The sequence below is a fragment of the Serratia sp. FDAARGOS_506 genome (assembly GCF_003812745.1).
Classification (GTDB): domain Bacteria; phylum Pseudomonadota; class Gammaproteobacteria; order Enterobacterales; family Enterobacteriaceae; genus Serratia.
Genome location: NZ_CP033831.1, coordinates 2,869,626 through 2,891,015, shown reverse-complemented (window position 1 = coordinate 2,891,015; position 21,390 = coordinate 2,869,626). Strand labels below are relative to the sequence as shown.

Here is a 21,390-nt window from a genome sequence, read left to right as displayed (position 1 = left end):
ACCTCAACTAGGGATGCCGGTAGAGCAGCTGTTCCAACAGCCGCACCGGCGTGCTCTCCTCCGGCGCAGGCGACGTAAAGATCGCCTGCCGCCAGGCCTGACTTTCGATCACGTCCAGCACCAGCTGCGCGAGCGGCAACGGCGCTATCGCCGCCGCGATGTCACCGGTTTGCTGAGCCTCGGCGATAACCGTCGCCAGCGCCTCAATCAGCTGTCGCTGGTTAGCGCCGAACGGCTCGGCCAAGGTCGGGTTGCGCGCCACCTCCGCCACGATCTCAGCCGACAGCTGCACATTGGCCGGCTCGGCGACAAAAGCGTGATAGGCGGTGAAAAAGGCCGACAGCGCCTGCTTCGGCCGCTTTCTGTCGGCCCGCAATCCAGCGGCAAACTCGGCGAATACGCCGTTTTCCAGCAGCGCTATCTCGCCGATCAACGCCTCCTTGCCGGAAAAGTGGTTATAGAGGTTGCCGACGCTGACGCCCGCCGCCTGCGCGATATCCCGCATGCTGGTCTGGTGAAATCCCTTATGGGTAAAGCTGCGCAGCGCGGCCTCGACAATCTTTTCTCGGTTTCCCATCGGCAACTCCCGAAACGGTGAAGGGGGCGCCTGGCGCCATCGAATATACATGAACGAACGTTCGTTCATATTTCAGGATAGCATAGGCCGGTAAAATTGAACCGCGGCTCAACGGCGTGCGAATCAGCGGGAAGATAAAAACGCCGCCCCCGTTTTCGGCGGGCGGCATGATGAAAACTCAGTGCAGCGCGTCGCCCTGCTTCACCGACGTAAACGCCTGCATCAGTTTCACGACGTCGTGCATGCCGATGTTGACCTGGTTGATCACTTCCCCGGCATCGTGGGTCAGCGCCACGCCGCCGCCGGCCTGCTCTACGCAGGTTGCCATGCCGGCAATCGCCGCCGCCACGCCTTGCTGGATAGATTTGGTCATGCGCTCGATCTCGGTCGCCGCCTTTCGCGACTGTTCCGCCAGCGTGCGCACTTCGTTGGCCACCACGGCAAAACCGCGCCCGTGCTCACCGGCGTGGGCGGCTTCGATCGAGGCGTTAATCGCCAGCAGGTTGGTTTGGGAGGCGATTTTACGAATGGCTTCGACGATGGTGCCGATCTGCTGAGAACACTTGCCCAGCTCGGTGACCACGTCCGAGGTTTCGCGCGCTGCCGCTTCGACCTGCTGCATACCCTTCACCGCCTGTTGAACAATGACTGCGCCCTGCGCCGCCTGCCGATCGGTATCGAGCGACAGATGATGCGCGTTGCGCACCATTTCTTCTTCATGCTGCTGCTGTTGCATCAGCCGGGTGATGTCCTGGGCAATCTTTACCACCTTCACCACCTGGCCTTCGTTGTCGAGGATCGGGTTGTAGCTGGCCTCCAGCCATACCCGTTCGCCGCGCCGATTGAGGCGCTCAAAACGCCCGGTTATGAACTCGCCGCGCGCCAGGCGCTGCCAGTGTCGCCGATAATCGTCGGAAGCGGCGAACTCCGGTGGGCACAGCACCGCATGCGACTGCCCGCACGCCTCTTCCAGCCGATAGCCCATCAGCGCCAGCATGTTGTCATTGGCGCTGACAATGGTGCCCTGCGGCGTGAAAGAGATCATCGCCATCGAGCGATTCAGCGCCGCCAGCAGGCTGCGGTGTTCCTGCGCCTGGGTCACGCGCTCGGTCACTTCGCTGGCGATCTTGACGATTTCCACCACCTTGCCCTGTTTATTCAGCACCGGCGCGTAGGTGCCCTGCAGCCATACCGCCTCGCCGTTTTTCGCAATGCGTTTTATGGTGTCCGTGATGGGTTGGCCCTTATTCAGCGTCTCCCAATGTTTGCGGTACAGCGGGCTGGCGACATAGTTCGGATCGCAGAAAATACGGTGATGCCGGCCAATCACGTCATCGCGTTGAAATCCCAGCGTACTGAGGAAAAGATCGTTGGCGCGCAATACCGTGCCGTCCGGCGAGAATACAATCATCGGAACGGCGTGCTCTATCGCGCTCAGCTCGGCGCCTTTGTGGGTAGTTAACTGACTGAATCGTAACAGCATAAGGTGTAGTCCTTGTGGCAGAGGATGGCGCTTTTCTTATTTTTGCCTGGCCACATGCCGCGCCCACACGCAGACGTGCCATCGCGGAAGGAGCGGGCAGCGCCGTTCCTTCTGGTCATTGCTATTAACCGGATTAAATTTATTTATTCAGTAAAGTAATTATTCGAATTTAAATAAAACAACAACCTAAGATTTTTATTATTAAACCCGTATTGAGAATAACGTAAGTGATGAAAATTGAAAGGTAAAATGCGGATTTTTGTCGGCGCCGGCAGGATAACCGGCGCCGGAAGGATTAACGCCAGCGTTCGGCCGCCCAAGCGGCCTGTTGCTCGGCGTCATGGAAGGTCCAGGCGACAAAGCGGCTGATCTTCTGCCCTTGCGCCATCTCGATGGTGCGCACCTCGGCAGCACCCGCCACTTTCAACGCATGGTAGATGGCAGGCAGCGTGGTGTTTTTCGAAATGAGCGAGGTAAACCACAGGCAGTTGTTGGCTTTGCCGACGCTTTCTTCCACCATCTTGCGCACGAAGGCTTCTTCGCCGCCTTCGCACCACAGCTCGTTGTTCTTGCCGCCGAAGTTTTGCACCGGTTTGTCGGCCACTTCCCCTTTGCCCAACTTATGCAGCTTGCGGCGGGTACTGGCGCGCGCTTCCTGCTCAGACGCATGGAACGGCGGGTTGCACAGAGTGGCGTCGAATTTCTCGGCAGCGCCGATGATGCCGCTAAAAATCAGCTCAGGCTGTTTTTGCAGCCGCAGACGCACACTGTTACGCAGCGTCGGGTTCATCTCGACGATCATCTTGGCCGAGTTGAGCGACACCGGATCAATTTCAGACCCGGTGAAACGCCAGCCGTATTCGCGCAGACCGACGATCGGATAAATGCAGTTGGCGCCGACGCCGACGTCGAGGATCGCCACGCCCTTGCCGCGCGGGATCTCGCCGCCGTTGCTGGTCGCCAGCAGATCCGCCAGGTGGTGCAGATAATCGGCGCGGCCGGGGATCGGCGGGCACAGGTAGTCCGCCGGAATATCCCAGTGTTCGATGCCGTAAAAGTGTTGCAGCAACGCACGGTTAAGCATTTTCACCGCCGCCGGATCGGCGAAGTCCACCGAGACATCGCCCCAGGCGTTCGGTTTCACGAACGGCGCCAGCGCCGGGCAGCTGGCGATCAGCGCCGGGAAGTCGTAGCGCGAACGATGACGGTTGCGCGGATGCAGGCCGCTTTTCTGCTGCGGGAAGGTTTTCTTTTTTTCCACCGTGACGGGCTCTCTTGAAGGTATTTCCGGCGCGTAAGATAACACATCCCGCCCGCGATGGCGCAGCGGCGGGAAACCCGGCACAATGAAAACTTCCTCGATTGCCACAGGGTCCCCCATGAGCCGTGAATCTCGCTACTATTATGAACCCGCCGCCGGCCACGGCCTGCCGCACGATCCGCTGAATGCCATCGTCGGCCCGCGCCCCATCGGCTGGATATCTTCCCGCAGCGCCGCCGGCTTGCGCAATCTGGCGCCCTACAGCTTTTTCAACTGCTTCAACTATCGCCCGCCGATCATCGGTTTCGCCAGTACCGGCTGGAAAGACAGCGTGGCGAATATCGTGGAAACCGGCGAGTTCGTCTGGAATCTGGCAACGCGTCCGCTGGCGGAAGCGATGAACAACAGCGCCATCAACCTGCCGCGCGGCGAGGACGAGTTCGCCTTCGCCGGCGTCACGCCGCTGCCCGGACGCCGGGTCAACGCCGAGCGCGTGGCCGAAAGCCCGGTAAACTTCGAATGCCGGCTGACCCAGTGCATTCAGCTGCAAACCGCCGCCGGTGAACAGGTGGAAACCTGGCTGGTATTGGGCGAAGTGGTGGCGGTTCACCTCGATCCGGCGCTGCTGGACGAACACGGCGTCTACCAAACCGCCGCTGCCGAACCTATCCTGCGCGCTGGCGGCCCAACCGCCTACTACGGCATTTCCGAACAGCAGCGTTTCGATCTGACGCGCCCGACGCGCTGATCGTCCCCCCGTTTATGCTGAAGATGAACGGGGGAGTTAATAATCAAAAAATCTGAATAAAACTATCAACACTCTCCGATTTCATCCCGCCTGTCACTGCGCAATAATCCTCCCATCGAAAGGCAACATCCTTTCTCCCTAATTCAATTTGACAGGAATGACGAACATGAAAACCATCAAAACTTTTGCTGCTGCTATCGCCCTGGCCACCGTTTCTTTCACCACTTTCGCCGCTGAACACGTCAGCGCCCAGGATGCCGCCCAATTCGAGAAAGCCGGCGTAATCGTCGCCAGCGGCGCGACCGACCTGAGCAGCCTGAAGTCTCAGTTGGCCGCCAAAGCCGATGCGGCAGGCGCCAAGGCTTTCACCATCACCTCCACCAGCGGTAACAACCTGATGCACGCGACCGCGGTTATCTACAAATAATCATCTCCCCAGACGTCAAAAAGCCCGCCGGATATCACCCCGACGGGCTTTTTTTATGTTCAAGCGCATTAGCGCTGAATGGGTACGACAGCGAGTTTCCTGCCGTCCGCTTTGCCCCCCCTCCACGCGTAAACGAACCGGGCAATGCTGCCGAAAACAGGCAGAAACCCTGTATTCAATGGGGTTTGCAGGGAGACATGAGCACACATCTTTTTACTACCCCATTGCTGGACTAACGGGAGAGGATGATTATCATGTTACGCAGACTACAGATGCAGAGAGCGTTGTATGCAACATATCATTGAAGGTTTCCTCAGTTTCCAGAAAGAGATTTTCCCTCAGCGGAAGGAACTCTTCCGCAGCCTGGCCTCCAGCCAAAATCCTAAAGCGCTGTTTATCTCCTGTTCTGACAGCCGTCTGGTGCCCGAACTGGTGACACAGCAAGAACCTGGGCAACTGTTCGTTATCCGTAACGCCGGTAACATCGTCCCTTCCTTTGGCCCGGAGCCGGGTGGGGTTTCTGCGACGATCGAATACGCAGTGGTGGCGCTGGGTGTGACTGATATCGTGATCTGCGGCCACTCGAACTGCGGCGCCATGAAGGCTATCGCGTCCTGCCAGTGCCTCGATCCCATGCCTGCCGTTGCACACTGGCTGCACTACGCAGATGCGGCAAAAGCGGTGGTTGAGAAAAAAACCTGGAATAGCGAAACAGACAAAGTTAACGCTATGGTTGAAGAGAACGTTATCGCCCAGCTAAATAATATCAAAACCCACCCTTCTGTCGCGGTCGGTCTGCGCAACAGCGGGCTGCGCCTGCACGGCTGGGTGTACGACATCGAAAGCGGCGAAATTCGTACGCTGGATAGAAACACTAAGAGCTTCGTCTCCCTGGCCGATAATCCCGACGTCTATTTCGAATAAAACAACGCCCGGTTTTAATCATTAAATAAAATCCACGCAGCCGCGTGGATTTTATTGTCAGCCTTAAACCAAGCGTGCCTCTATCGCCGCAGCGAAGTCGCGGCACATCCGTTCGTCACCGTCGGCGTTGTCCGCCAATACCGTCTCGCCATCCACCACCCGAATGCGCGCCTCCAAATCGAAATCCGCCGGCGGCTGCGGGCGCGTGGCGGCGGCGGCCATCGTCTGCTGCGCCTCGCGCCACGCCTGCGCCACCGTCTGGTTACAGGCCTGCGCCAGATAGTCCGGGTTGAACCCTTCACCGGTCAGGCTGCGCAGCGTGTCGTCATGGCTGACGCTGTTGCCCGGCAGCCAGTAATGCCGCGCCAGATCCGGGCCGATGGCCGGGTTATCCGTCAGGTAACCGTCGCGCTGCAGGAAGAACTGGCGGGTTTGCTCCACCGCCATCATCGCCAGCAGATAGCCCTGGTAAGAGCAGGCGGACTCCAGCGACAGCAGATGCGGGATCGCCAGCGTCGGGCGCGGGCTGCCGCTGATGCCGAGGATCTTTTGCTCAACCTCGCGCGCCAGCGCGGTGATGGCTTCCGGCGTGCGCTGCTCGTCATCCCACTGATACAGCGCCCACTCGAAGTACGGCACCAGCAGAATATGGCGTTCGTTGAACGCGCGCATCGGCTGGCGCGCCGCGATGCCGGCTTTAATCAGCGCGTCGGGCACCGCTTCGCCGGCGGCGTTTTTCGCATAGCGTTTCAGCCAGTCGGCGTCGTCCAGCAGGCTGTCGCAGAACATTGACTGGGTTTCGGCATAGGCCATCGAGGTCGGTGGGAACTCCTGCGAGAAGCACGGCGCATTCTGGCGAATGTTGGCGAAATGCGCCGCGTGGCCGCCCTCGTGAAACAGGGTATTAAGCCCGTAAGCGCCGCTGCCCACCTGCCCCGGCTGCGCCAGGCTGGTGAAGTTGATGCGCGCCGGCACCCATTCTCCCTGACGCACAAACGGCGGCACCGGGCCGTGCATAAAACCGTTCTCATACTTGCCTTTGCGCACCAGCAGATCGAGGTTCATCTCGGCGCCGCCAAAACCGATGTGCAGGCGTTTGAAGCTGTCAACCCAATGCTCCAGCGAACGAGAAAACGGGAAGTAAGGATCCAGTTGGCGGGTAACGTCACCGGCGCTGGCGAAGCGCACGTTCCACGGCTCCAGCGCCTGGCTGCCCTTGTCGGCCGCCAGCTGCTGCAGACTGCGCGCGTTGGCCTCGCGGGTTTCCCGCTCGAAGCGATCCAGAATGACGAACAGCTGCTCCGGCGTCATGCGCTCGGTCTTGTTCACCTTGTAGTCGAAATAGTTGCGATAGCCCATCTGGCGCGCAAAGCGGTTGCGCAAGCCAATCAGCTCAGGCAGACCGTTATGCAGGAGCCATTGTTCCAGATCGCGCAGCGCCTGCTGCGAACTGTGGCGGTAGTCTTCATTCGGATTGGTCGCCTGATTGGTCAGCAGCTCGCCGAGCGAGGCCGCCACCCGCCGGCCGTCGGCGTTCAGGTGCGTGACCTGATAGCCCTTGCGGCGCGAGTAGAGATCGGATTCGGCGTGGATGATCTGATCCAACAGCGCCTGCGCCTGCGGATCTTCAATGGCATTACAGTCGAAGAAACGCAGCCAACCTTGCAGGCCATGGATCAGCGCATCGCGCTGATCCTCCTGCGGCTGCGCTGCCAATCCGGCCAGTAGATTGCGGATCTCCGCCAGCCGGCGCGGTTCGGCGATAAAGCGCTTATAGGCGCTTTCCGCGGCGGAAAAGCGCGCCGACACGTCGTCACCGCCGGTGCCCATGTAGTTTTGCCAGAACAGCTCTTCTTTGGCGCGGTGTACGTCGAGGTAATCCTGGTTCAATTGATTGAAGTAATCGAGAGCCTGTTGCATAACCGTCCTTCTCAGCCGATGAGGAAATATCCCAGTATAGTCGCGCTTAGGCCTGATGCAGGCGTTTCAGCCCCTGCTCCAGCGTCTCGCTCTCGCCGGCGGCCACCAGGCAACAGGCGATCTGCCGCTGAATGGCCTGCGGGATCGCCACCTCACCCGCCAGGCAGCGCTCGATCCAGCGTGCGGTGGTTTCCGCGTCTTTCGCCGCCGGCAACATCGGCGTTTCATCCTGCAAGGTGCGCTCCAGCAATATGCGCTGTTCGCCGCCGACGATATGGTGAATCTGCGGGCAGCGCAGCGGGTTGGCGTAGGCTTCGCCTTCCGTGCCGTGCATCAACAGCCCGCGGGCGCCGATCTGGCGGAAAAACGACGCCACCCGGCCGACATACTCCGGGTGTGAGACGCTGGCGAGGCGCAGCGCATCCTGTTCGCCGAACGGCGTCGCCAGCTTGGCCAGCGTATGGGCGCTGTTGCGCACCCCCATGCGCCAACGCAACCCGAGCTGCCGCGCCAGCGGCGCCGACAGCGCGGAAACCGGCATGAATACCGCCTCGCCGTTATCGAGACGCTGCTGGGCGTGAACGGCCTGTTCCGACCACGGCAGCCCCATGGCGCGGAAAATCTCGGCGCTGGTCACGCGGGTGCTATCGTCCAGCACGCCGTGCACCACCACCGGCAGGCCCACTTTCGCGAGCAGCAGCGCCAGCAGCGGCGTCAGATTGGCCTGCTTGCGCGCGCCGTTGTAACTCGGCAGCACCACCGGTAATGGCCGCCCCTGCGGCGCCTGCAACGACAAGACCTGCTGCTGCATCGCCTGGTAGAAGCCCAGCATTTCCTCTTCGGCTTCCCCCTTGATGCGCAGCGCGATCAGAATGCCGCCCAGCTCCAGTTCGGGGACCTCCCCGGCCAGCATCGCCTGATACAGCTGAAAAGCGGTCTGCCGGTCCAGGTCGCGCGCATGGTTTTTGCCGCGGCCTATTTCTTTGATAATTTTGGTGTAATCCATCCGAAGGTTCCCTCAGCTCACTCTTCGGTTAGCATACCCTATCCGCGCCGCCGCTCAACCTCCGCCGCCAGCCGCCGCTGCGCGTCATCGCCCTCGCGCAACCCGGCGATCACCCCGTCGGCATCGTCGGCGTTGCGGTTTTGGCTCATCTTCCATTTGCCTTCGCGCCGGGTGACAGCGATCTCGATACCGACAATGCCTTTTAGCTGCGCGGCGATGTAATTGGCCGGCGCGTCGTCGAGCCGCCAGGGCGCCGGGCGGCGCCCTTCCTGCTGCGCGGTCAGATCGATCAGCTGGCGCCGCAGCCAGACCGGGTCGTCCATCACCGTCGGCACGCCATACAGCTGTACCACGCTGTAATTCCAGGTCGGCACCACCTTGCCGGTCTGGCGCTTGCTCGGGTACCAGCCGGGCGACACATAACCTTCCAAGCCCTGAAAAATCACCAGGCATTCCGTTGCGTGCTGCAGCCTGCGCCAGTGCTCGTTGGCGCGCGACAGATGCGCCCGCAGCCGCAGCTGCCCCTGTTCGACATCGGCCAGAAACGGCAGCGGATCGGCCGTCAATCCCTGCTCGCCGTGGCTGACCAGCAGCCCCAGCGGGTGGGCACGCACCAGCGCCAGCTGGGCGTCCAGATCGTCTTCGCGAAATGCGGCAGGTTGAAACATCAGTGTGGCTCCTTACGCTCTCTCATGATGACGACAGTAAAGCATCCGCCGGCGGCCTACTTAAGATCCGCTTTCTGACTATTTCGATTGATCCGGTTTAACAAGATCAGGGCAATGCCCATCGCCACCAAATTACAGAGCATCGCGCCGGCAAAGGCTTGCGCATAGCGTTCCGCCGCGCCGCCGTTCGCCAGCAGCGGCACGAAACCGACGCCGCTGACCACGATGCCCAACGCGCCCCCCACCTGCTGCACGGTGGCAACTAACCCCGCCGCCATGCCTGCCTGCCGCTCCTGCGCCAAACCGAGCACCAGATTCAGCAGCGGCGTCATGCTCAGCGCCTGACCGAACCCCAGCACCACCAACCCCGGCAGCAACCGCAGCGGATGCGCCAGCACTGCGCCCCACAGCGCCTGCGCCATCAGCAGCGCCAACCCGGTAGCGTAAATCGCCACCCCTGCGCTCAGCGCACGGTTGCCCCAGTGCCGCGTCAGCCGGGGCGCCAGCATCGACGCCAGCATAAAGGCCGCGCTGGCCGGGGCGAACAGGCTGCCCGCCTGAAAAGGCGTGAGCCCCGCCCCCGCCTGCAGCAGCAGCGCGAAGCACAAGAAAAAAGAGGAGGCGGTGGCATAAATCGCCAGCACGACTGCCATGCCCGGCGCGAAGCCCGCCTGACGGAACAGCGCCGGATCGAGCACCGCGTCGTCGCCGCGCCGCGCCAGACGGCGCTCCCAGCGCAAAAATCCCCACAGCGTCAACAACGCCAGCGCCAGCATCGGCGCTATCCACCATGGCCAGCCGCGCGCCGGCCCCTCCAGCAGCGGCAGCAGCAACAGCGACAGGCCGGTCGCCGCAAGCCACAGGCCAACGCCATCCAGCCGCTGTGCCTGCGCCACCCGCGATTCGGGAATCCGCCGCGCCGCCCACAGCGCCAGCGCGCCGATCGGCAGATTGATCAGAAATATCATGCGCCAGCCGCTGCCGAACAGGTTGGCCTCGATGATGAATCCGCCGAGGATCTGGCCGAAGATCGCCGCCAGCCCCAGCGTCATGCCCAGCCAGGCGAAGGCGCGCCGCCGCTGTTGCGGCTCGTACAGCACCCGCATTAAGGCATAGATTTGCGGGAACAGCAGCGCCGCCGCCGCCCCCTGTAGGATACGCGCCGCGATCAGCAGGTTGAGCGATCCCGCCAGCCCGCACAACAGGGAACTCAGCGTGAATCCCAGCATGCCGAGGCTGAACAAACGCCGCCGCCCAAAACGATCCCCCAGGCGCCCACCGGCGATCAACAACACCCCGAACGCCAGTTCATAACCGGCGACGATCAAACCGACACCGGCGAAATCGGCGGCGAACTGCCGCTGGATCACCGGCGCCGCCACGTTGACCACAAACAAATCGAATACCGTGACGAAGCCGCCCAACAGCAGTACCGGCAGGCCAGGCAATGCTCGCCGTTCACGAGATAATGAATGTTCCATACCACCTCCAGAAATTATAATGGTTGCAGTATGGAACAGGGTTTAAACTGTTACTATATAGTCAGTTATACTATTACTTATAGCAACAGGACGGTCGCCATGCCCCCACGCACCCTCGAGCGTACCCGCCACGAACTGGCGGATTTTCTACGTCAAAAGCGAGAACAGCTGTCGCCGGAGGCGGTCGGTTTACCGAGCGGCAGCCGCCGCCGCACGCCGGGATTACGGCGCGAGGAGGTCGCGGCGCTGGCCGGCGTCGGCCTCACCTGGTACACCTGGCTGGAACAAGGCAGGGAAATCAATGCATCGGTGGCGTTTTTGGAAAACCTGGCGCGGGTGCTGCAGCTTGACGCCGCCGGCCGCTACCACCTGTTTTTATTGGCGCATCAGCGGCCGCCGGTGCCGGTCGGCCATCAGTGGTGCCAGGTCTCGCCGTTGGTGAGGCGCCTGCTGGACGACCTGACGCTGCGGCCGGCCTACGTCATGAATCTCAGTTGGGACATCATCGCCTGGAATCCGGCGGCGCAGCGGCTGTTCGCCATCGCCGATCGCCCGGCGGAAGAGCGCAATATGCTGTGGATGCTGTTTGCCGATCCGCAGCTCAATGAACGCCTGTTGGAGTGGCGGGCGCAGGCGCCGCAGATCCTGGCCAGCTTCCGCCGCGACTATGCCCGTGCGCCGGAGGATGAGGTAATGCGCCAACGGGTACAGGCGCTGGAGCGAGTGTCGCCGCAGTTCCGCCAGCTCTGGCGGCAACACGATATTCACGGGCGCTGCCAGGGACGACGCAGCTTCACCATCCCGGAAATCGGCGCGGTCACCTTTGACCACGCCTCTTTCATCGTTGACGAAGAGAATCACCTGCGGCTGGTGATGTACAGCGCGCTGCCGGGCGAACCGGCCAGCGCGGCGTTTGAAGCGCTGCTGCGCGAGGGTTAGCGGCGGCTGTCGAAAATGAGCTTGCAGGCCAGCCCGGCGAACACCCCGCTCAGCAGGTAGTTCGGCCAGCGGGCACTGAAGCGGCGGCCGGCGAAGCGGCTTTTCATGCCGCTGACCGCCAGGATCACCCCGCCGTTAATCAACAACCCCACCAGATTCAGCACCGTCGCCAGCGCCAGCATCTGCACCACCACCGAACCTGAACGCGGATCGATAAACTGCGGGAACAGTGCCAGCACGAACAGCGCCATTTTCGGATTGAGGATATTGGTGAACAATCCCTGGCGGAAGATGCGCGCCGTCGGCACCGCCTGTAACCCGGCGGAAGCCTGCAAACTGCTGCCGGATCGCAGCGTTTTCCACGCCAGATAGAGCAGATAGGCGGCGCCCAGCATTCTCACCGCGTCGTAGGCCAGCGGCACGGCGACAAACAGTTGCGACAACCCCAGCGCCGCCGCCAACGCGTGGCAATACGTGCCGAGCTGAATGCCCGCCAGCGAAGCAAAACCGGCGCGCCGCCCCTGGCTGACGCTGCGCGAAGCGATCAGCAGCATATCCGGGCCGGGAGTCAGCGCCAGCGCCACGCAGGCACCGGAAAACAACAACAGCGTTGCGGCATCAATCATGAATCACCTGATAAGAAGATGGACGGGAATGGAGCATCCATCATAGCGACGCCGACGTGGCTTGTCAGCGTCGCTCGCGTCAGATCACCCACAGATCGAGATACTCGTTGACCGGCATCTGCGCCAGCCGCTGCCGGTCCAGCGACACCTCGAGAATGCGCTGCTGCTGCAGGGCCGGGAACTGGCGCGCCAGGTTGGTTTTGAACTTCTCTATCAGCAATGGAATGCCCTCTTCACGCCGCCGCGCATGGCCGACAGGGTACTCCACCGCCACCTCATCCAGGCGGCTGCCGTCGACAAACTCTACCGTCAGCGCATTGGCGATCGAACGCTTTTCGGGATCGTGATAATCGCGGGTGAAGGCGGGATCTTCATGGCAGTGGATCTTGCCGCGCAACGCGTCGATACGCGGATCCTCCGCCACTCGATCTTCATAGTCCGCCGCCGTCAACCGGCCGAACAGCAGCGGGATCGCCACCATATACTGAATGCAGTGATCGCGATCCGCCGGGTTATCCAGCGGCCCCTGTTTGTCGATAATGCGCAGGCAGGCCTCGTGGGTGCGAATGCTCACCCTGGCGATGTCGGCGGCGGTTTTACCGGCAGCCTGCATCTGGCGGTGCAGCGTCATCGCCGCCTCCACGGCGGTCTGGGCATGGAACTCCGCCGGGAACGAAATTTTAAACAGCACGTTCTCCATCACGTACGCGCCGTACGGCCGCTGGAAGCGGAAAGGCTTGCCGTTGAAAGAGACGTCGTAGAATCCCCAGGTGGGCGCCGTCAGCGCCGAGGGATAGCCCATCTCGCCGGTGGCGGCCATCAGCGCCAGCCGCACCGCGCGGGCGGTCGCATCCCCCGCCGCCCAGGATTTACGGGTGCCGGCGTTCGGCGCGTGGCGATAGGTACGCAGCGACTGCCCGTCCACCCACGCCAGCGACACCGCGTTCAGGATCTCCGCCCGGCTCAGGCCGAGCATCTGCGCCACCACCGCGGTGGACGCCACCTTCACCAGCAGCACGTGATCCAGCCCCACCCGGTTGAAGGCGTTTTCCAGCGCCAGGCAGCCCTGGATCTCGTGTGCCTTGATCATGGCGACCAACACCTGCCGCATGGTCAGCGGCGCCTTGCCCGCCGCCACCGCCTGGCGCGAGAGCCAATCGGCCACGGCCAGGATCCCACCCAGGTTGTCCGACGGATGCCCCCACTCCGCCGCCAGCCAGGTGTCGTTGAAGTCGAGCCAGCGGATCATGGCGCCGATGTTGAACGCCGCCTGCACCGGATCCAGCTGGAAGCGGGTGCCCGGCACGCGGCTGCCGTTCAGCACCTCGGCGCCCGGCACCACCGGCCCCATCAGTTTCTTGCAGGCCGGATAGCTCAGCGCCTCCAGCCCGCAGCCAAGGGTATCGAGCAGGCAATAGTGAGCGGTGCGGTACGCCGCCGGGGTATCGACGGCCTCTTTCATCACATAATCGACGATATCGACCATTTCGCGATCGAACGGCGGACGGCGGGTATTGGCAGACTCAAGCATCATGATTCCCGAAAACTCCATAGTGAATAACGATCGGCGCTCAGCGCTGATCCAGCGGTACGAAGGCTCGCGCTTCCGGCCCGGTATAGTTGGCGGACGGGCGAATGATTTTGTTGTCCTGCCGTTGCTCGATGATGTGCGCCGACCAACCGCTCACCCGCGCCATGACAAACAGCGGCGTGAACATTTCGGTGGGCACCCCCAGTTGGTGGTAAGACACCGCCGAGAACCAGTCGAGGTTGGGGAACATCTTTTTGGTGTCGCGCATCACGCTCTCCAGCCGATCGGCGATGTCATACAGCTTCATCGCTCCCGCCTCCTGCGACAGGCGCAGCGCGATCTCTTTGATCACCAGATGGCGCGGATCGGAGACGGTGTACACCGGGTGCCCGAAGCCGATCACCACTTCTTTGTTGTCGATGCGGCGGCGAATGTCGACCTCCGCTTCGTCCGGCGTTTCATAACGTTGCTGGATCTCCAGCGATACCTCGTTGGCGCCGCCGTGTTTCGGCCCGCGCAGTGCGCCAATGGCGCCGACGATCGCCGAATAGACGTCGGATCCGGTGCCGGCGATCACCCGGCCCGCGAAGGTCGAAGCGTTGAACTCATGCTCGGCGTACAAGATCAAGGAAGCGTGCATCGCCTGTTCCCAGCTGGCGGAAGGCGCTTCGCCGTGCAGCAGGTGCAGGAAATGACCGCCGATGGAGTCGTCGTCGGTCTCCGGCTGAATACGCTCGCCGTTGTGGCTGTAGTGATACCAATACAGCAGCATCGATCCCAGCGACGCCAGCAGTCGATCGGCGATGTCGCGCGCGCCGGCCGCGCCGTGCTGCTCTTTTTCCGGCAGCGTGCAGCCAAGGGCCGAGACGCCGGTGCGCATCACGTCCATCGGGTGAGACGCCGCAGGCAAAGCCTCAAGCACCGTGCGCACGCTGGCGGGCAAGCCGCGCAGCGCTTTGAGACGGTGTTTGTAGGCCTGCAGCTCGTCACGGTTAGGCAACTTGCCGTGGATCAGCAGGTAAGCAACCTCTTCAAACTCGCAGTGACGCGCGAGATCGAGAATGTCGTAACCGCGATAATGCAGATCGTTACCGCTGCGCCCTACGGAGCACAGCGCGGTATTCCCGGCGGGCACGCCGGATAACGCCACGGATTTTTTCGGCTTATCGCCAGTCGGGCTTTGCGGGGGGATCGCTTGGCTCATACTGTCCTCGTTTGGCTTCTGCGTGAATGGCGCTTATTCGTCGCGCTGGCGAGCGAACAGAGCGTCGAGTTTCTCTTCGAACAAATAGTAGTTGATGCTTTCGTACAGCTCGTTGCGGGTCTGCATGGTGTCGATGACGCTTTTCTGCGTACCCTCTTCGCGCAGGGCGCGGTACACCCGCTCCGCAGCGCGGTTCATCGCCCGGAAGGCCGACAGCGGATACAGCGCCATATCCACCTGGGCGCTGCGCAGCTCGTCGGTAGTAAACAGCGGCGTCGCGCCGAACTCGGTGATATTGGCCAGGATCGGCACCTGCGTCGCTTCGGCGAAGCGGCGATACATGCCCAATTCGGTGATCGCTTCCGGGAACAGCATGTCGGCCCCGGCCGCTACGTAAGCCTGAGCGCGCTCGATGGCCGCCTCCAGCCCCTCCACCGCCAGCGCGTCGGTGCGCGCCATGATCACGAAATCAGGATCGCTGCGCGCATCCACCGCCGCCTTGATGCGATCCACCATCTCTTCGGTGGAGACGATGGCCTTATTGGGGCGGTGGCCGCAGCGCTTGGCGCCGACCTGATCTTCGATATGCAGCGCCGCCGCCCCGGCCTTGCTCACCGACCGCACCGTACGGGCGACGTTGAACGCCGAAGCGCCGAAACCGCTGTCGACATCCACCAGCAGCGGCAGCGGGCAAACGTCGGTGATGCGGCGAATATCGGTCAGCACATCGTCCAGCGTCGAAATGCCCAAGTCCGGCAACCCCAACGAGCCGGCCGCCACGCCGCCGCCGGAAAGATAGATGGCCTGGAATCCGGCCCGCTGGGCCAGCAGCGCATGGTTGGCGTTGATCGCGCCGGCAATTTGCAGAGGTTTTTCTTTACTCAGGGCCTGGCGAAAGGCGAGCCCGGGTGAGCGCAGCGTCATGACGTTTTCTCCGATTAACCAGATGAAACAGACAGAGCAAGGGGCGGGCCAGGTTGTACTGCAGTGAGGAGAAAAATTAAAAATGATAAAAATAAATGAGTTACAACATATTCAGCGTCATTGGTCAGATAAAGGGACAAGAAACGTTTCAGTTAACGTTTCAATCGTTGTTTCACGCAGTAAATTTGAAACATCACTGAAACCGGGCTAGACCTATACCCTAAATAATTGAAGTTGCATCAAGGCGGCAAGCCTGTAAGTCCCCAGGAACATAGACAACTATGTGACTGGGGCGCACAGGCGCAGCCAACAAAGAGGCAGCTTCACGTATGACGGGTATAATGCAGCCACTTCCATTCGGTAACCCACCATGAGCGATCACGTCACGCCGGACAAACCGGTGATCTGGACCGTCTCCATCACCCGCCTGTTCGATCTGTTCCGGGACATCAGCCTCGAGTTCGACCATCTGGCGACCATCATCCCGATCCGCCTCGGCTTTGAGGAGGCGGTGCAGCACATCCGCGCCCGCCTGGCAACCGAGCCTTGCGACGCCATCATCGCCGCCGGCTCCAACGGCGCCTACCTGAAAAGCCGCCTGTCGGTGCCGGTCATCCTGGTCAAGCCCGGCGGCTTCGACCTGCTGCAGGCGCTGAGCAAGGCGCGCAGAACCGCTGACCGGATCGGCGTCATCACCTATAAAACGCCCCTGCCCGCACTGCTGGAGTTCCAGCAAACCTTCGATCTGCCGCTGGAGCAGCGCAGCTACGTCACCGAAGAGGATGCGCGCGGCCAGATCGCCGAGCTGAAAGCCGCCGGCATTCAGGCCGTGGTCGGCGCCGGCCTCATCAGCGATCTGGCGGAAGAGGCCGGGCTCACCGCCATTTTCCTCTATTCCGCCGCCACCCTGCGCGCCGCCTTCAGCGATGCGCTGGACGTAACGCGCCTGATGCTGAGCGGCGGCAAACGCGGCGGCGATTACGCCGCGCGCAACACCCTGCAGCCGCGCTACGGGCTGGGTGATTTGCAGGGCGACTCCCCACAGATGGAACAGGTGCGGCGTACCATCATGCTGTATGCCCGCTCGGCGGCAGCGGTATTAATTGAAGGAGAAACCGGCACCGGCAAGGAACTGGCGGCGCAGGCGATCCACCGGGAATACTTTTCCCGGCGCGGCGCACCGTCCAGGGGCGCGACACCGCCGTTCGTCGCCATCAACTGCGGCGCTATCGCCGAATCGCTGCTGGAGGCTGAGCTGTTTGGCTATGAGGAAGGCGCCTTTACCGGCTCACGGCGCGGCGGCCGACGCGGGCTGCTGGAAACCGCCAACGGCGGCACCCTGTTTCTGGATGAAATCGGCGAAATGCCGCTGCACCTGCAAACTCGGCTGCTGCGCGCGCTGGAAGAGAAGGCCGTCACCCGCGTCGGCGGGCAGCAGCCGGTAGCGGTCGACTTTCGCGTCATCAGCGCCACCCACAGCCACCTGGAGCAGGCGATTCAACGGGGCGACTTTCGCGCCGATCTGTTCTACCGCCTGAGCGCCCTGCGGCTGCGGCTGCCGCCGCTGCGGGCGCGCGGCGACGATATCGCGATGCTGGCGGAACACTTTCTGAAACGGTCGCTGGCGGCGCTCGACGTGCCGCTGACGGCGCCGCTGCGCGCCGCCATGGCCGGCTGTTACGCCGCGCTGAATCATTACGCCTGGCCCGGCAACCTGCGCGAACTGCGCAACATGATGGAACGGGTGGCGCTGATGCTGAGCACCGGCGCCGCGCCGAACGGCGAGACGCTGCAGTGGCTGTTGCCGGAGCTGGCGGCCGGCACGCCGCCCGAGACGCCGGCGGCGCCCGTCTCCGCCCACGAAGCGCTGGCGCGGTGCGGGGGCGACCACGCCGCTGCCGCCCGGTTGCTCGGGATCAGCCGCACCACCTTATGGCGCCGCTTGAAACACCCGACCTGAGGATCAGCCGGCGCGCCGGCCGTCCGAGGCCGGCAGCAGCCGCGCTCGCCGATCGCCCAGCAAGTTCATGCCCGCCGCCGCCAGCAGAATGGTCGCCGCGCCCAGCAGCTGCCACGCCGACAGGCGGTGGCCAAACGCCAGGCGATCCACCAGCATGGCGGCGATCGGGTAGATGAACGACAGCGAGCCGATCAGGTGGGTCGGCAGCTTCTGCAGGGCGCCGTACATCAACACGTACATCAGGCCGGTGTGCAGCGCGCCGAGCGTCGCCAGCATTCCCCACTGCCCAGCGCTGGCCGAAACGTGGAAATCCACCAGCGGCAACAGCATCGCCGCCCCCACCGCCACCTGGATCAGCGCAATAAGATGCGGCGGCGTGCCCTTCAGCCGCTTGGCCGCCAGCGCCATCAGGGCGTAGAAAAACGCCGCACCGAGCGCCAGCGTAATGCCCGTCAAATAATGACTCTGTTCTCCCGCCTGCCGCGGCTGTGCCAGCACCACCAGCATCATGCCGCCGAACGCCAACCCCAGCCACAGCAGCTTGCGGGCGGTCAGCCGTTCCCCCAGAAACAGCGCCCCCAGCCCCACCAGCATAAACGGCTGCGTGTTGTACACCGCCGTGGCGATGGAGATAGACGCATAGGAATAGGCGGCAAACAGCAGCAGCCAGTTGATCACCAGCGCCACCCCGCCGGCGATCGCCAGCAGCAGCGTGGCGCGCGTCAGCGCATCGCGCCGCAGCTGTCCCAGCGCGCCGCACACCGCCAGCAGCACCAGCGCCCCCACCGCGCAGCGCCAAAACACCACGTTGACCACCGGCTGGCCGGACATCAGCACAAACCAGCCGATGGAGCCGGAAATCAGCATCGCCGCCGTCATCTCCAGCGAGCCGCGTTTTATCTCTGCATTCATTCTGCGTTCCTCCAAACTTGCCCAGAGGCATAGCTTGCGGCTTCACGGGGCGGCTTTCCATAGCATAAAAAAGGCAGATATGCTTAACTGCCTTTTTCTCGTAGCTAGAATAAAGAAAATACCTAACGGAGGCGTTATGGATGATATCGATCGCCAGATCCTGACTCTTTTGGCGCAGGACGCACGCGCGTCGTTGAAGACGCTGAGCGCGCAGGTGGGGCTGTCGTCGCCGAGCACGTCGGAAAGGCTGCGGCGGCTGGAGGAAAGCGGCGTGATCCAGGGCTATACCTTGAACGTCAATCTGCGGGCGGTGGGCTACGCCTTCGAATCGCTGGTGCGTATCAAGCCGCTGCCGGGCATGCTGAAGAAGGTTGAACAGCTGATTCAGGCGATCCCGGAAGTGGTCGAGTGCGATAAAGTGACCGGCGAAGACTGCTTTATCGTGCGGCTGGTGGCGCACTCGATGGAGCAGCTCGACCACACCCTCGATCGGCTGGCCGAGCATGCGCAGAGCAACACCTCGATCGTGAAAACCACGCCGGTCAAACGCCGCCTGCCGCCGCTGCTCTGATTAACGCCGCCGCTTGCGGGCGAACGGGTTGCCGCGCTTCTTCTCTTTTTTGGCCGCGTCGGCGGCGGATTTCAGCGCCGCCAGATGCGCCTTGTCGGCCTCCGGCACCGCACGCTGTTCGATCGGAAACACCGGCAGCGACGCCAACAGCCGCGAACCGTAGTTTTTGGTCAACAACCGGCGATCGTAGATCACGATCTCGCCGTAACATTGATTGCTGCGGATCAGGCGGCCGACCTGCTGGATCAGGTTGAACGAGGCGCTCGGCAGGCTCTGCACTTCGAACGGATAACGCTTCAGCGATTTCAGCCACTCGCCTTCGGTGATGATCACCGGGCTGTCGATCGGCGGGAACGCGATTTTGTGAATATGCACCTGGGTCAGCAGTTCACCTTTCAGATCCAGCCCCTCGGCGAACGATTGCAGCCCCACCAGCACGCTGGCGACGCCCTTCTCCACCCGCTTGCGGTGCTCTTCCACCAGCCGGTAGCGCGGTTGGTCGCCCTGCACCAGCAACATCAGCCGCAGATCGGTCACGTAGCTGAGGAAGGTCTGCATCGCCCGATGGCTGCTGAACAGGATCAGCATGCCTTTGTGTTTGCCGCTCGCCTGCTCGGCGCGGAAACATCGCGCCATCTCTTCGAGGTGCTCCGCTTCGTTGGCGAGCGCCGGTTCGTAGCGCATCTGCGGAATGACAATCTTGCCCTGCTCGACGTGATTGAACGGCGAAGAGAGCGTTTCGAAGCGATCGCCGGCCTTCTCGCTCAGCCCGCTCATCTCCTGCAAACGCGCGAAACTATTCAGCGAACGCAGCGTGGCCGAGGTGACCACTACGTGCGGCACCTTGCGCCACAGCAGCTTCTCCAGCTGGTCGCTGACGCGGATGCCGACGCAGTGCAGGTAGAGATGGGTGACGTTATCGCGCAGCTCGCGCGTGACCCATTTGGAGATCGGCGCGTTGGACGATTTGTCGAGCGCCGCCAGCCGCCACAGCTTGCTCATCGCCTCCAGATACCCCAGCGTGCGGCTCATCTGCAGGATGGCGCGGTGCAGGCGCACGATGTCATGCTTGCCGGTCTGCTCGGTGAGATCGTTAAGCACGAATTCCGCCAGCCCGCGCAGCGCATCGGTCAATTTGAACAGCCGCGCGCAGCTCTCGACCATCTCCGCCGGCAGCTCTCCCATCTCGAAACGATGCTCGGCCGCCACGCTGTCGCCGGGCAGATAGGCGCTGACCTGATGTTCGAAGATCTGCACCAGCTCGCGCAGCTCCTCGCAATGGTTCTTCAGCCGCTCGCTGTTGGCCAGCCCCGGCGGATTCTTCGGCCGGTATTGGGTCATGCACTGCTCGACCTGACGCACGATCATGTCCAACTGCAGGTTGGTCGACAGCGCAGTGATTTCCCCGTCAATCTCCAGCGCGTCGCGCGCCACCTCCGGCAAATGGTGGCCTTCGTCCAGCACCAGCAGCAGCTCTTTCGGGTTCGGCAGCACCGACTCCGTCTCCAGCGCCGCCATCACCAGGGCGTGGTTGGCCACCACCACGTCGGCGCTCTCGATCTCTTTGCGGGCGATATAGAACGGACATTCGCGAATATAGTGGCAGTTGCGCCCCAGGCAGTTGGCCTTATCGGTGCTCAGCTTGGCCCACAGCGGATCGTCGATGCTCTGTTGATAGTGATCGCGCAGCCCGTCCCACTCGAAGCGGGCCAGCGCCTTGGTCAACTTTTGGCACAGCGCCTGCTCTTCGCCGCTGGACGGCGCCAGCTCGTCGTCGAGGAACAGCGTCAGATCGCCCTGTTGGCTGACGTCGGTGCTCATCGCCGCCAGGTTGCGCGGGCACACGTAGCGCCCGCGGCCAAAGGCGCCGGTAAATTTCAGATCGGGGATAATCTTCTTCAGCAGCGGCAAATCCTTGCTGTAGATCTGATCCTGCAGCGCCACGTTGGCGGTGCTGACCACCAGCGGTTTGCTCTCGGCCCGCCCGACGGCGATGCCCGGGATCAGATAAGACAGCGTTTTGCCGACGCCGGTCGGCGCCTCGATCGCCAGATGGCGCGGGTAGTCACCGGCCAGCGTCTTCGCCACCTCGGCGATCATCTGGCGCTGGGGCGCGCGGGAAATAAAATCCGGTATTTGCTGCTGCAGGGCTTTGTACCACTGGCCAATCTGATCTTTAACTGCGGAGGAGAGCGCCATTCAACTCTTATCTAAACGAAATGATGGCG

The 21,390-nt window shown here is 62.4% G+C and carries 19 protein-coding genes; 6 read left to right on the top strand and 13 right to left on the bottom strand.

The genetic code is table 11. The features are described from left to right. Positions 1-7: 7 nt before the first annotated feature. The 3 genes from EGY12_RS14095 to rlmF all read right to left on the bottom strand — a co-directional run bounded on the left by EGY12_RS14095 (position 8) and on the right by rlmF (position 3,321). Positions 8-577, bottom strand: a complete 570-nt coding sequence (locus EGY12_RS14095; RefSeq protein WP_123894277.1) for a TetR/AcrR family transcriptional regulator — start codon at positions 575-577, stop codon at positions 8-10. 178 nt (positions 578-755) lie between these two features. Then, the gene (locus EGY12_RS14090; RefSeq protein ID WP_123894276.1) at positions 756-2,060 is read right to left on the bottom strand and encodes a PAS domain-containing methyl-accepting chemotaxis protein; all 1,305 of its coding nucleotides are present in this window, start codon (positions 2,058-2,060) and stop codon (positions 756-758) included. 295 nt (positions 2,061-2,355) lie between these two features. Then, positions 2,356-3,321 carry a 23S rRNA (adenine(1618)-N(6))-methyltransferase RlmF gene (gene rlmF, locus EGY12_RS14085; RefSeq protein WP_172962923.1) on the bottom strand — a complete coding sequence of 322 codons (966 nt, stop codon included), beginning with the start codon at positions 3,319-3,321 and terminating at the stop codon, positions 2,356-2,358. A 118-nt stretch (positions 3,322-3,439) separates the two neighbouring features. Here rlmF and EGY12_RS14080 point away from each other — a divergent pair, with 118 nt between their 5' ends. The 3 genes from EGY12_RS14080 to EGY12_RS14070 all read left to right on the top strand — a co-directional run bounded on the left by EGY12_RS14080 (position 3,440) and on the right by EGY12_RS14070 (position 5,420). Continuing rightward, positions 3,440-4,069, top strand: a complete 630-nt coding sequence (locus tag EGY12_RS14080; RefSeq protein ID WP_123894274.1) for a flavin reductase family protein — start codon at positions 3,440-3,442, stop codon at positions 4,067-4,069. 166 nt (positions 4,070-4,235) lie between these two features. After that, the gene (locus EGY12_RS14075; RefSeq protein WP_015377148.1) at positions 4,236-4,496 is read left to right on the top strand and encodes a YdgH/BhsA/McbA-like domain containing protein; all 261 of its coding nucleotides are present in this window, start codon (positions 4,236-4,238) and stop codon (positions 4,494-4,496) included. 288 nt (positions 4,497-4,784) lie between these two features. Next, positions 4,785-5,420 carry a carbonic anhydrase gene (locus EGY12_RS14070; protein ID WP_004939270.1) on the top strand — a complete coding sequence of 212 codons (636 nt, stop codon included), beginning with the start codon at positions 4,785-4,787 and terminating at the stop codon, positions 5,418-5,420. Between the two features lie 63 nt (positions 5,421-5,483). Here EGY12_RS14070 and EGY12_RS14065 read toward each other — a convergent pair whose 3' ends face one another. From EGY12_RS14065 to EGY12_RS14050, 4 genes are read right to left on the bottom strand one after another with little or no spacing between them, the layout of a single operon-like run. Continuing rightward, entirely contained in the window at positions 5,484-7,340 is a 1,857-nt protein-coding gene (locus tag EGY12_RS14065) for a M3 family metallopeptidase (protein WP_123894272.1), read from the bottom strand. A gap of 46 nt (positions 7,341-7,386) precedes the next feature. Next, complete coding sequence (ybiB, locus tag EGY12_RS14060; protein ID WP_123894270.1) at positions 7,387-8,346, bottom strand: DNA-binding protein YbiB; 960 nt, start codon at positions 8,344-8,346, stop codon at positions 7,387-7,389. Positions 8,347-8,384: 38 nt separating this feature from the next. Then, the gene (locus EGY12_RS14055) at positions 8,385-9,014 is read right to left on the bottom strand and encodes an FMN-binding negative transcriptional regulator (RefSeq protein WP_123894268.1); all 630 of its coding nucleotides are present in this window, start codon (positions 9,012-9,014) and stop codon (positions 8,385-8,387) included. Positions 9,015-9,070: 56 nt separating this feature from the next. Beyond that, complete coding sequence (locus EGY12_RS14050) at positions 9,071-10,495, bottom strand: MFS transporter (RefSeq protein ID WP_123894266.1); 1,425 nt, start codon at positions 10,493-10,495, stop codon at positions 9,071-9,073. A gap of 99 nt (positions 10,496-10,594) precedes the next feature. Between EGY12_RS14050 and EGY12_RS14045 the strand changes: the two genes are divergently transcribed. Further along, positions 10,595-11,434, top strand: a complete 840-nt coding sequence (locus EGY12_RS14045; RefSeq protein WP_123894264.1) for a helix-turn-helix transcriptional regulator — start codon at positions 10,595-10,597, stop codon at positions 11,432-11,434. Here EGY12_RS14045 and EGY12_RS14040 read toward each other — a convergent pair. From EGY12_RS14040 to prpB, 4 genes are all read right to left on the bottom strand, one after another. Beyond that, on the bottom strand, positions 11,431-12,060 hold the full coding sequence (locus EGY12_RS14040) for a LysE family translocator (RefSeq protein ID WP_048321374.1): 630 nt from the start codon (positions 12,058-12,060) through the stop codon (positions 11,431-11,433). The genes EGY12_RS14045 and EGY12_RS14040 overlap by 4 nt on opposite strands. 79 nt (positions 12,061-12,139) lie before the next feature. Beyond that, complete coding sequence (locus EGY12_RS14035; protein WP_123895600.1) at positions 12,140-13,591, bottom strand: bifunctional 2-methylcitrate dehydratase/aconitate hydratase; 1,452 nt, start codon at positions 13,589-13,591, stop codon at positions 12,140-12,142. 40 nt (positions 13,592-13,631) lie between these two features. Then, a complete protein-coding gene (prpC, locus tag EGY12_RS14030) occupies positions 13,632-14,795 on the bottom strand; it encodes a 2-methylcitrate synthase (RefSeq protein ID WP_123894262.1) in 1,164 nt (387 codons plus the stop codon). A 33-nt stretch (positions 14,796-14,828) separates the two neighbouring features. Further along, positions 14,829-15,719 carry a methylisocitrate lyase gene (prpB, locus tag EGY12_RS14025; protein ID WP_049200934.1) on the bottom strand — a complete coding sequence of 297 codons (891 nt, stop codon included), beginning with the start codon at positions 15,717-15,719 and terminating at the stop codon, positions 14,829-14,831. Positions 15,720-16,089: 370 nt separating this feature from the next. On the opposite strand from prpB, the gene prpR reads away from it, so the two are divergent. Continuing rightward, a complete protein-coding gene (prpR, locus tag EGY12_RS14020) occupies positions 16,090-17,679 on the top strand; it encodes a propionate catabolism operon regulatory protein PrpR (protein WP_123894259.1) in 1,590 nt (529 codons plus the stop codon). A 3-nt stretch (positions 17,680-17,682) separates the two neighbouring features. Here the strand turns inward: prpR and EGY12_RS14015 are convergent, their stop codons facing one another. Next, positions 17,683-18,591 (bottom strand): DMT family transporter, encoded by a 909-nt coding sequence (locus EGY12_RS14015; RefSeq protein WP_123894257.1) that lies wholly within the window; start codon positions 18,589-18,591, stop codon positions 17,683-17,685. Between the two features lie 136 nt (positions 18,592-18,727). Between EGY12_RS14015 and EGY12_RS14010 the strand changes: the two genes are divergently transcribed. Continuing rightward, positions 18,728-19,162: an Lrp/AsnC family transcriptional regulator gene (locus EGY12_RS14010; protein WP_048233057.1), complete on the top strand. Its 435-nt coding sequence runs from the start codon at positions 18,728-18,730 to the stop codon at positions 19,160-19,162. Here EGY12_RS14010 and dinG read toward each other — a convergent pair whose 3' ends face one another. Next, positions 19,163-21,361: an ATP-dependent DNA helicase DinG gene (gene dinG, locus EGY12_RS14005; RefSeq protein ID WP_123894255.1), complete on the bottom strand. Its 2,199-nt coding sequence runs from the start codon at positions 21,359-21,361 to the stop codon at positions 19,163-19,165. Between the last annotated feature and the right edge of the window lie 29 nt (positions 21,362-21,390).

Coding starts and splice junctions, on each gene's coding strand:
- prpB (WP_049200934.1), bottom strand. CDS start 15,719: ATGACGCTGCGCTCACCCGGGCTCGCCTTTCGCCAGGCCCTGAGTAAA.
- dinG (WP_123894255.1), bottom strand. CDS start 21,361: ATGGCGCTCTCCTCCGCAGTTAAAGATCAGATTGGCCAGTGGTACAAA.
- EGY12_RS14090 (WP_123894276.1), bottom strand. CDS start 2,060: ATGCTGTTACGATTCAGTCAGTTAACTACCCACAAAGGCGCCGAGCTG.
- EGY12_RS14045 (WP_123894264.1), top strand. CDS start 10,595: ATGCCCCCACGCACCCTCGAGCGTACCCGCCACGAACTGGCGGATTTT.
- EGY12_RS14065 (WP_123894272.1), bottom strand. CDS start 7,340: ATGCAACAGGCTCTCGATTACTTCAATCAATTGAACCAGGATTACCTC.
- prpR (WP_123894259.1), top strand. CDS start 16,090: ATGAGCGATCACGTCACGCCGGACAAACCGGTGATCTGGACCGTCTCC.
- EGY12_RS14040 (WP_048321374.1), bottom strand. CDS start 12,060: ATGATTGATGCCGCAACGCTGTTGTTGTTTTCCGGTGCCTGCGTGGCG.
- EGY12_RS14075 (WP_015377148.1), top strand. CDS start 4,236: ATGAAAACCATCAAAACTTTTGCTGCTGCTATCGCCCTGGCCACCGTT.
- ybiB (WP_123894270.1), bottom strand. CDS start 8,346: ATGGATTACACCAAAATTATCAAAGAAATAGGCCGCGGCAAAAACCAT.
- EGY12_RS14015 (WP_123894257.1), bottom strand. CDS start 18,591: ATGAATGCAGAGATAAAACGCGGCTCGCTGGAGATGACGGCGGCGATG.
- EGY12_RS14080 (WP_123894274.1), top strand. CDS start 3,440: ATGAGCCGTGAATCTCGCTACTATTATGAACCCGCCGCCGGCCACGGC.
- EGY12_RS14010 (WP_048233057.1), top strand. CDS start 18,728: ATGGATGATATCGATCGCCAGATCCTGACTCTTTTGGCGCAGGACGCA.
- prpC (WP_123894262.1), bottom strand. CDS start 14,795: ATGAGCCAAGCGATCCCCCCGCAAAGCCCGACTGGCGATAAGCCGAAA.
- EGY12_RS14070 (WP_004939270.1), top strand. CDS start 4,785: ATGCAACATATCATTGAAGGTTTCCTCAGTTTCCAGAAAGAGATTTTC.
- EGY12_RS14095 (WP_123894277.1), bottom strand. CDS start 577: ATGGGAAACCGAGAAAAGATTGTCGAGGCCGCGCTGCGCAGCTTTACC.
- EGY12_RS14050 (WP_123894266.1), bottom strand. CDS start 10,495: ATGGAACATTCATTATCTCGTGAACGGCGAGCATTGCCTGGCCTGCCG.
- EGY12_RS14035 (WP_123895600.1), bottom strand. CDS start 13,591: ATGCTTGAGTCTGCCAATACCCGCCGTCCGCCGTTCGATCGCGAAATG.
- EGY12_RS14055 (WP_123894268.1), bottom strand. CDS start 9,014: ATGTTTCAACCTGCCGCATTTCGCGAAGACGATCTGGACGCCCAGCTG.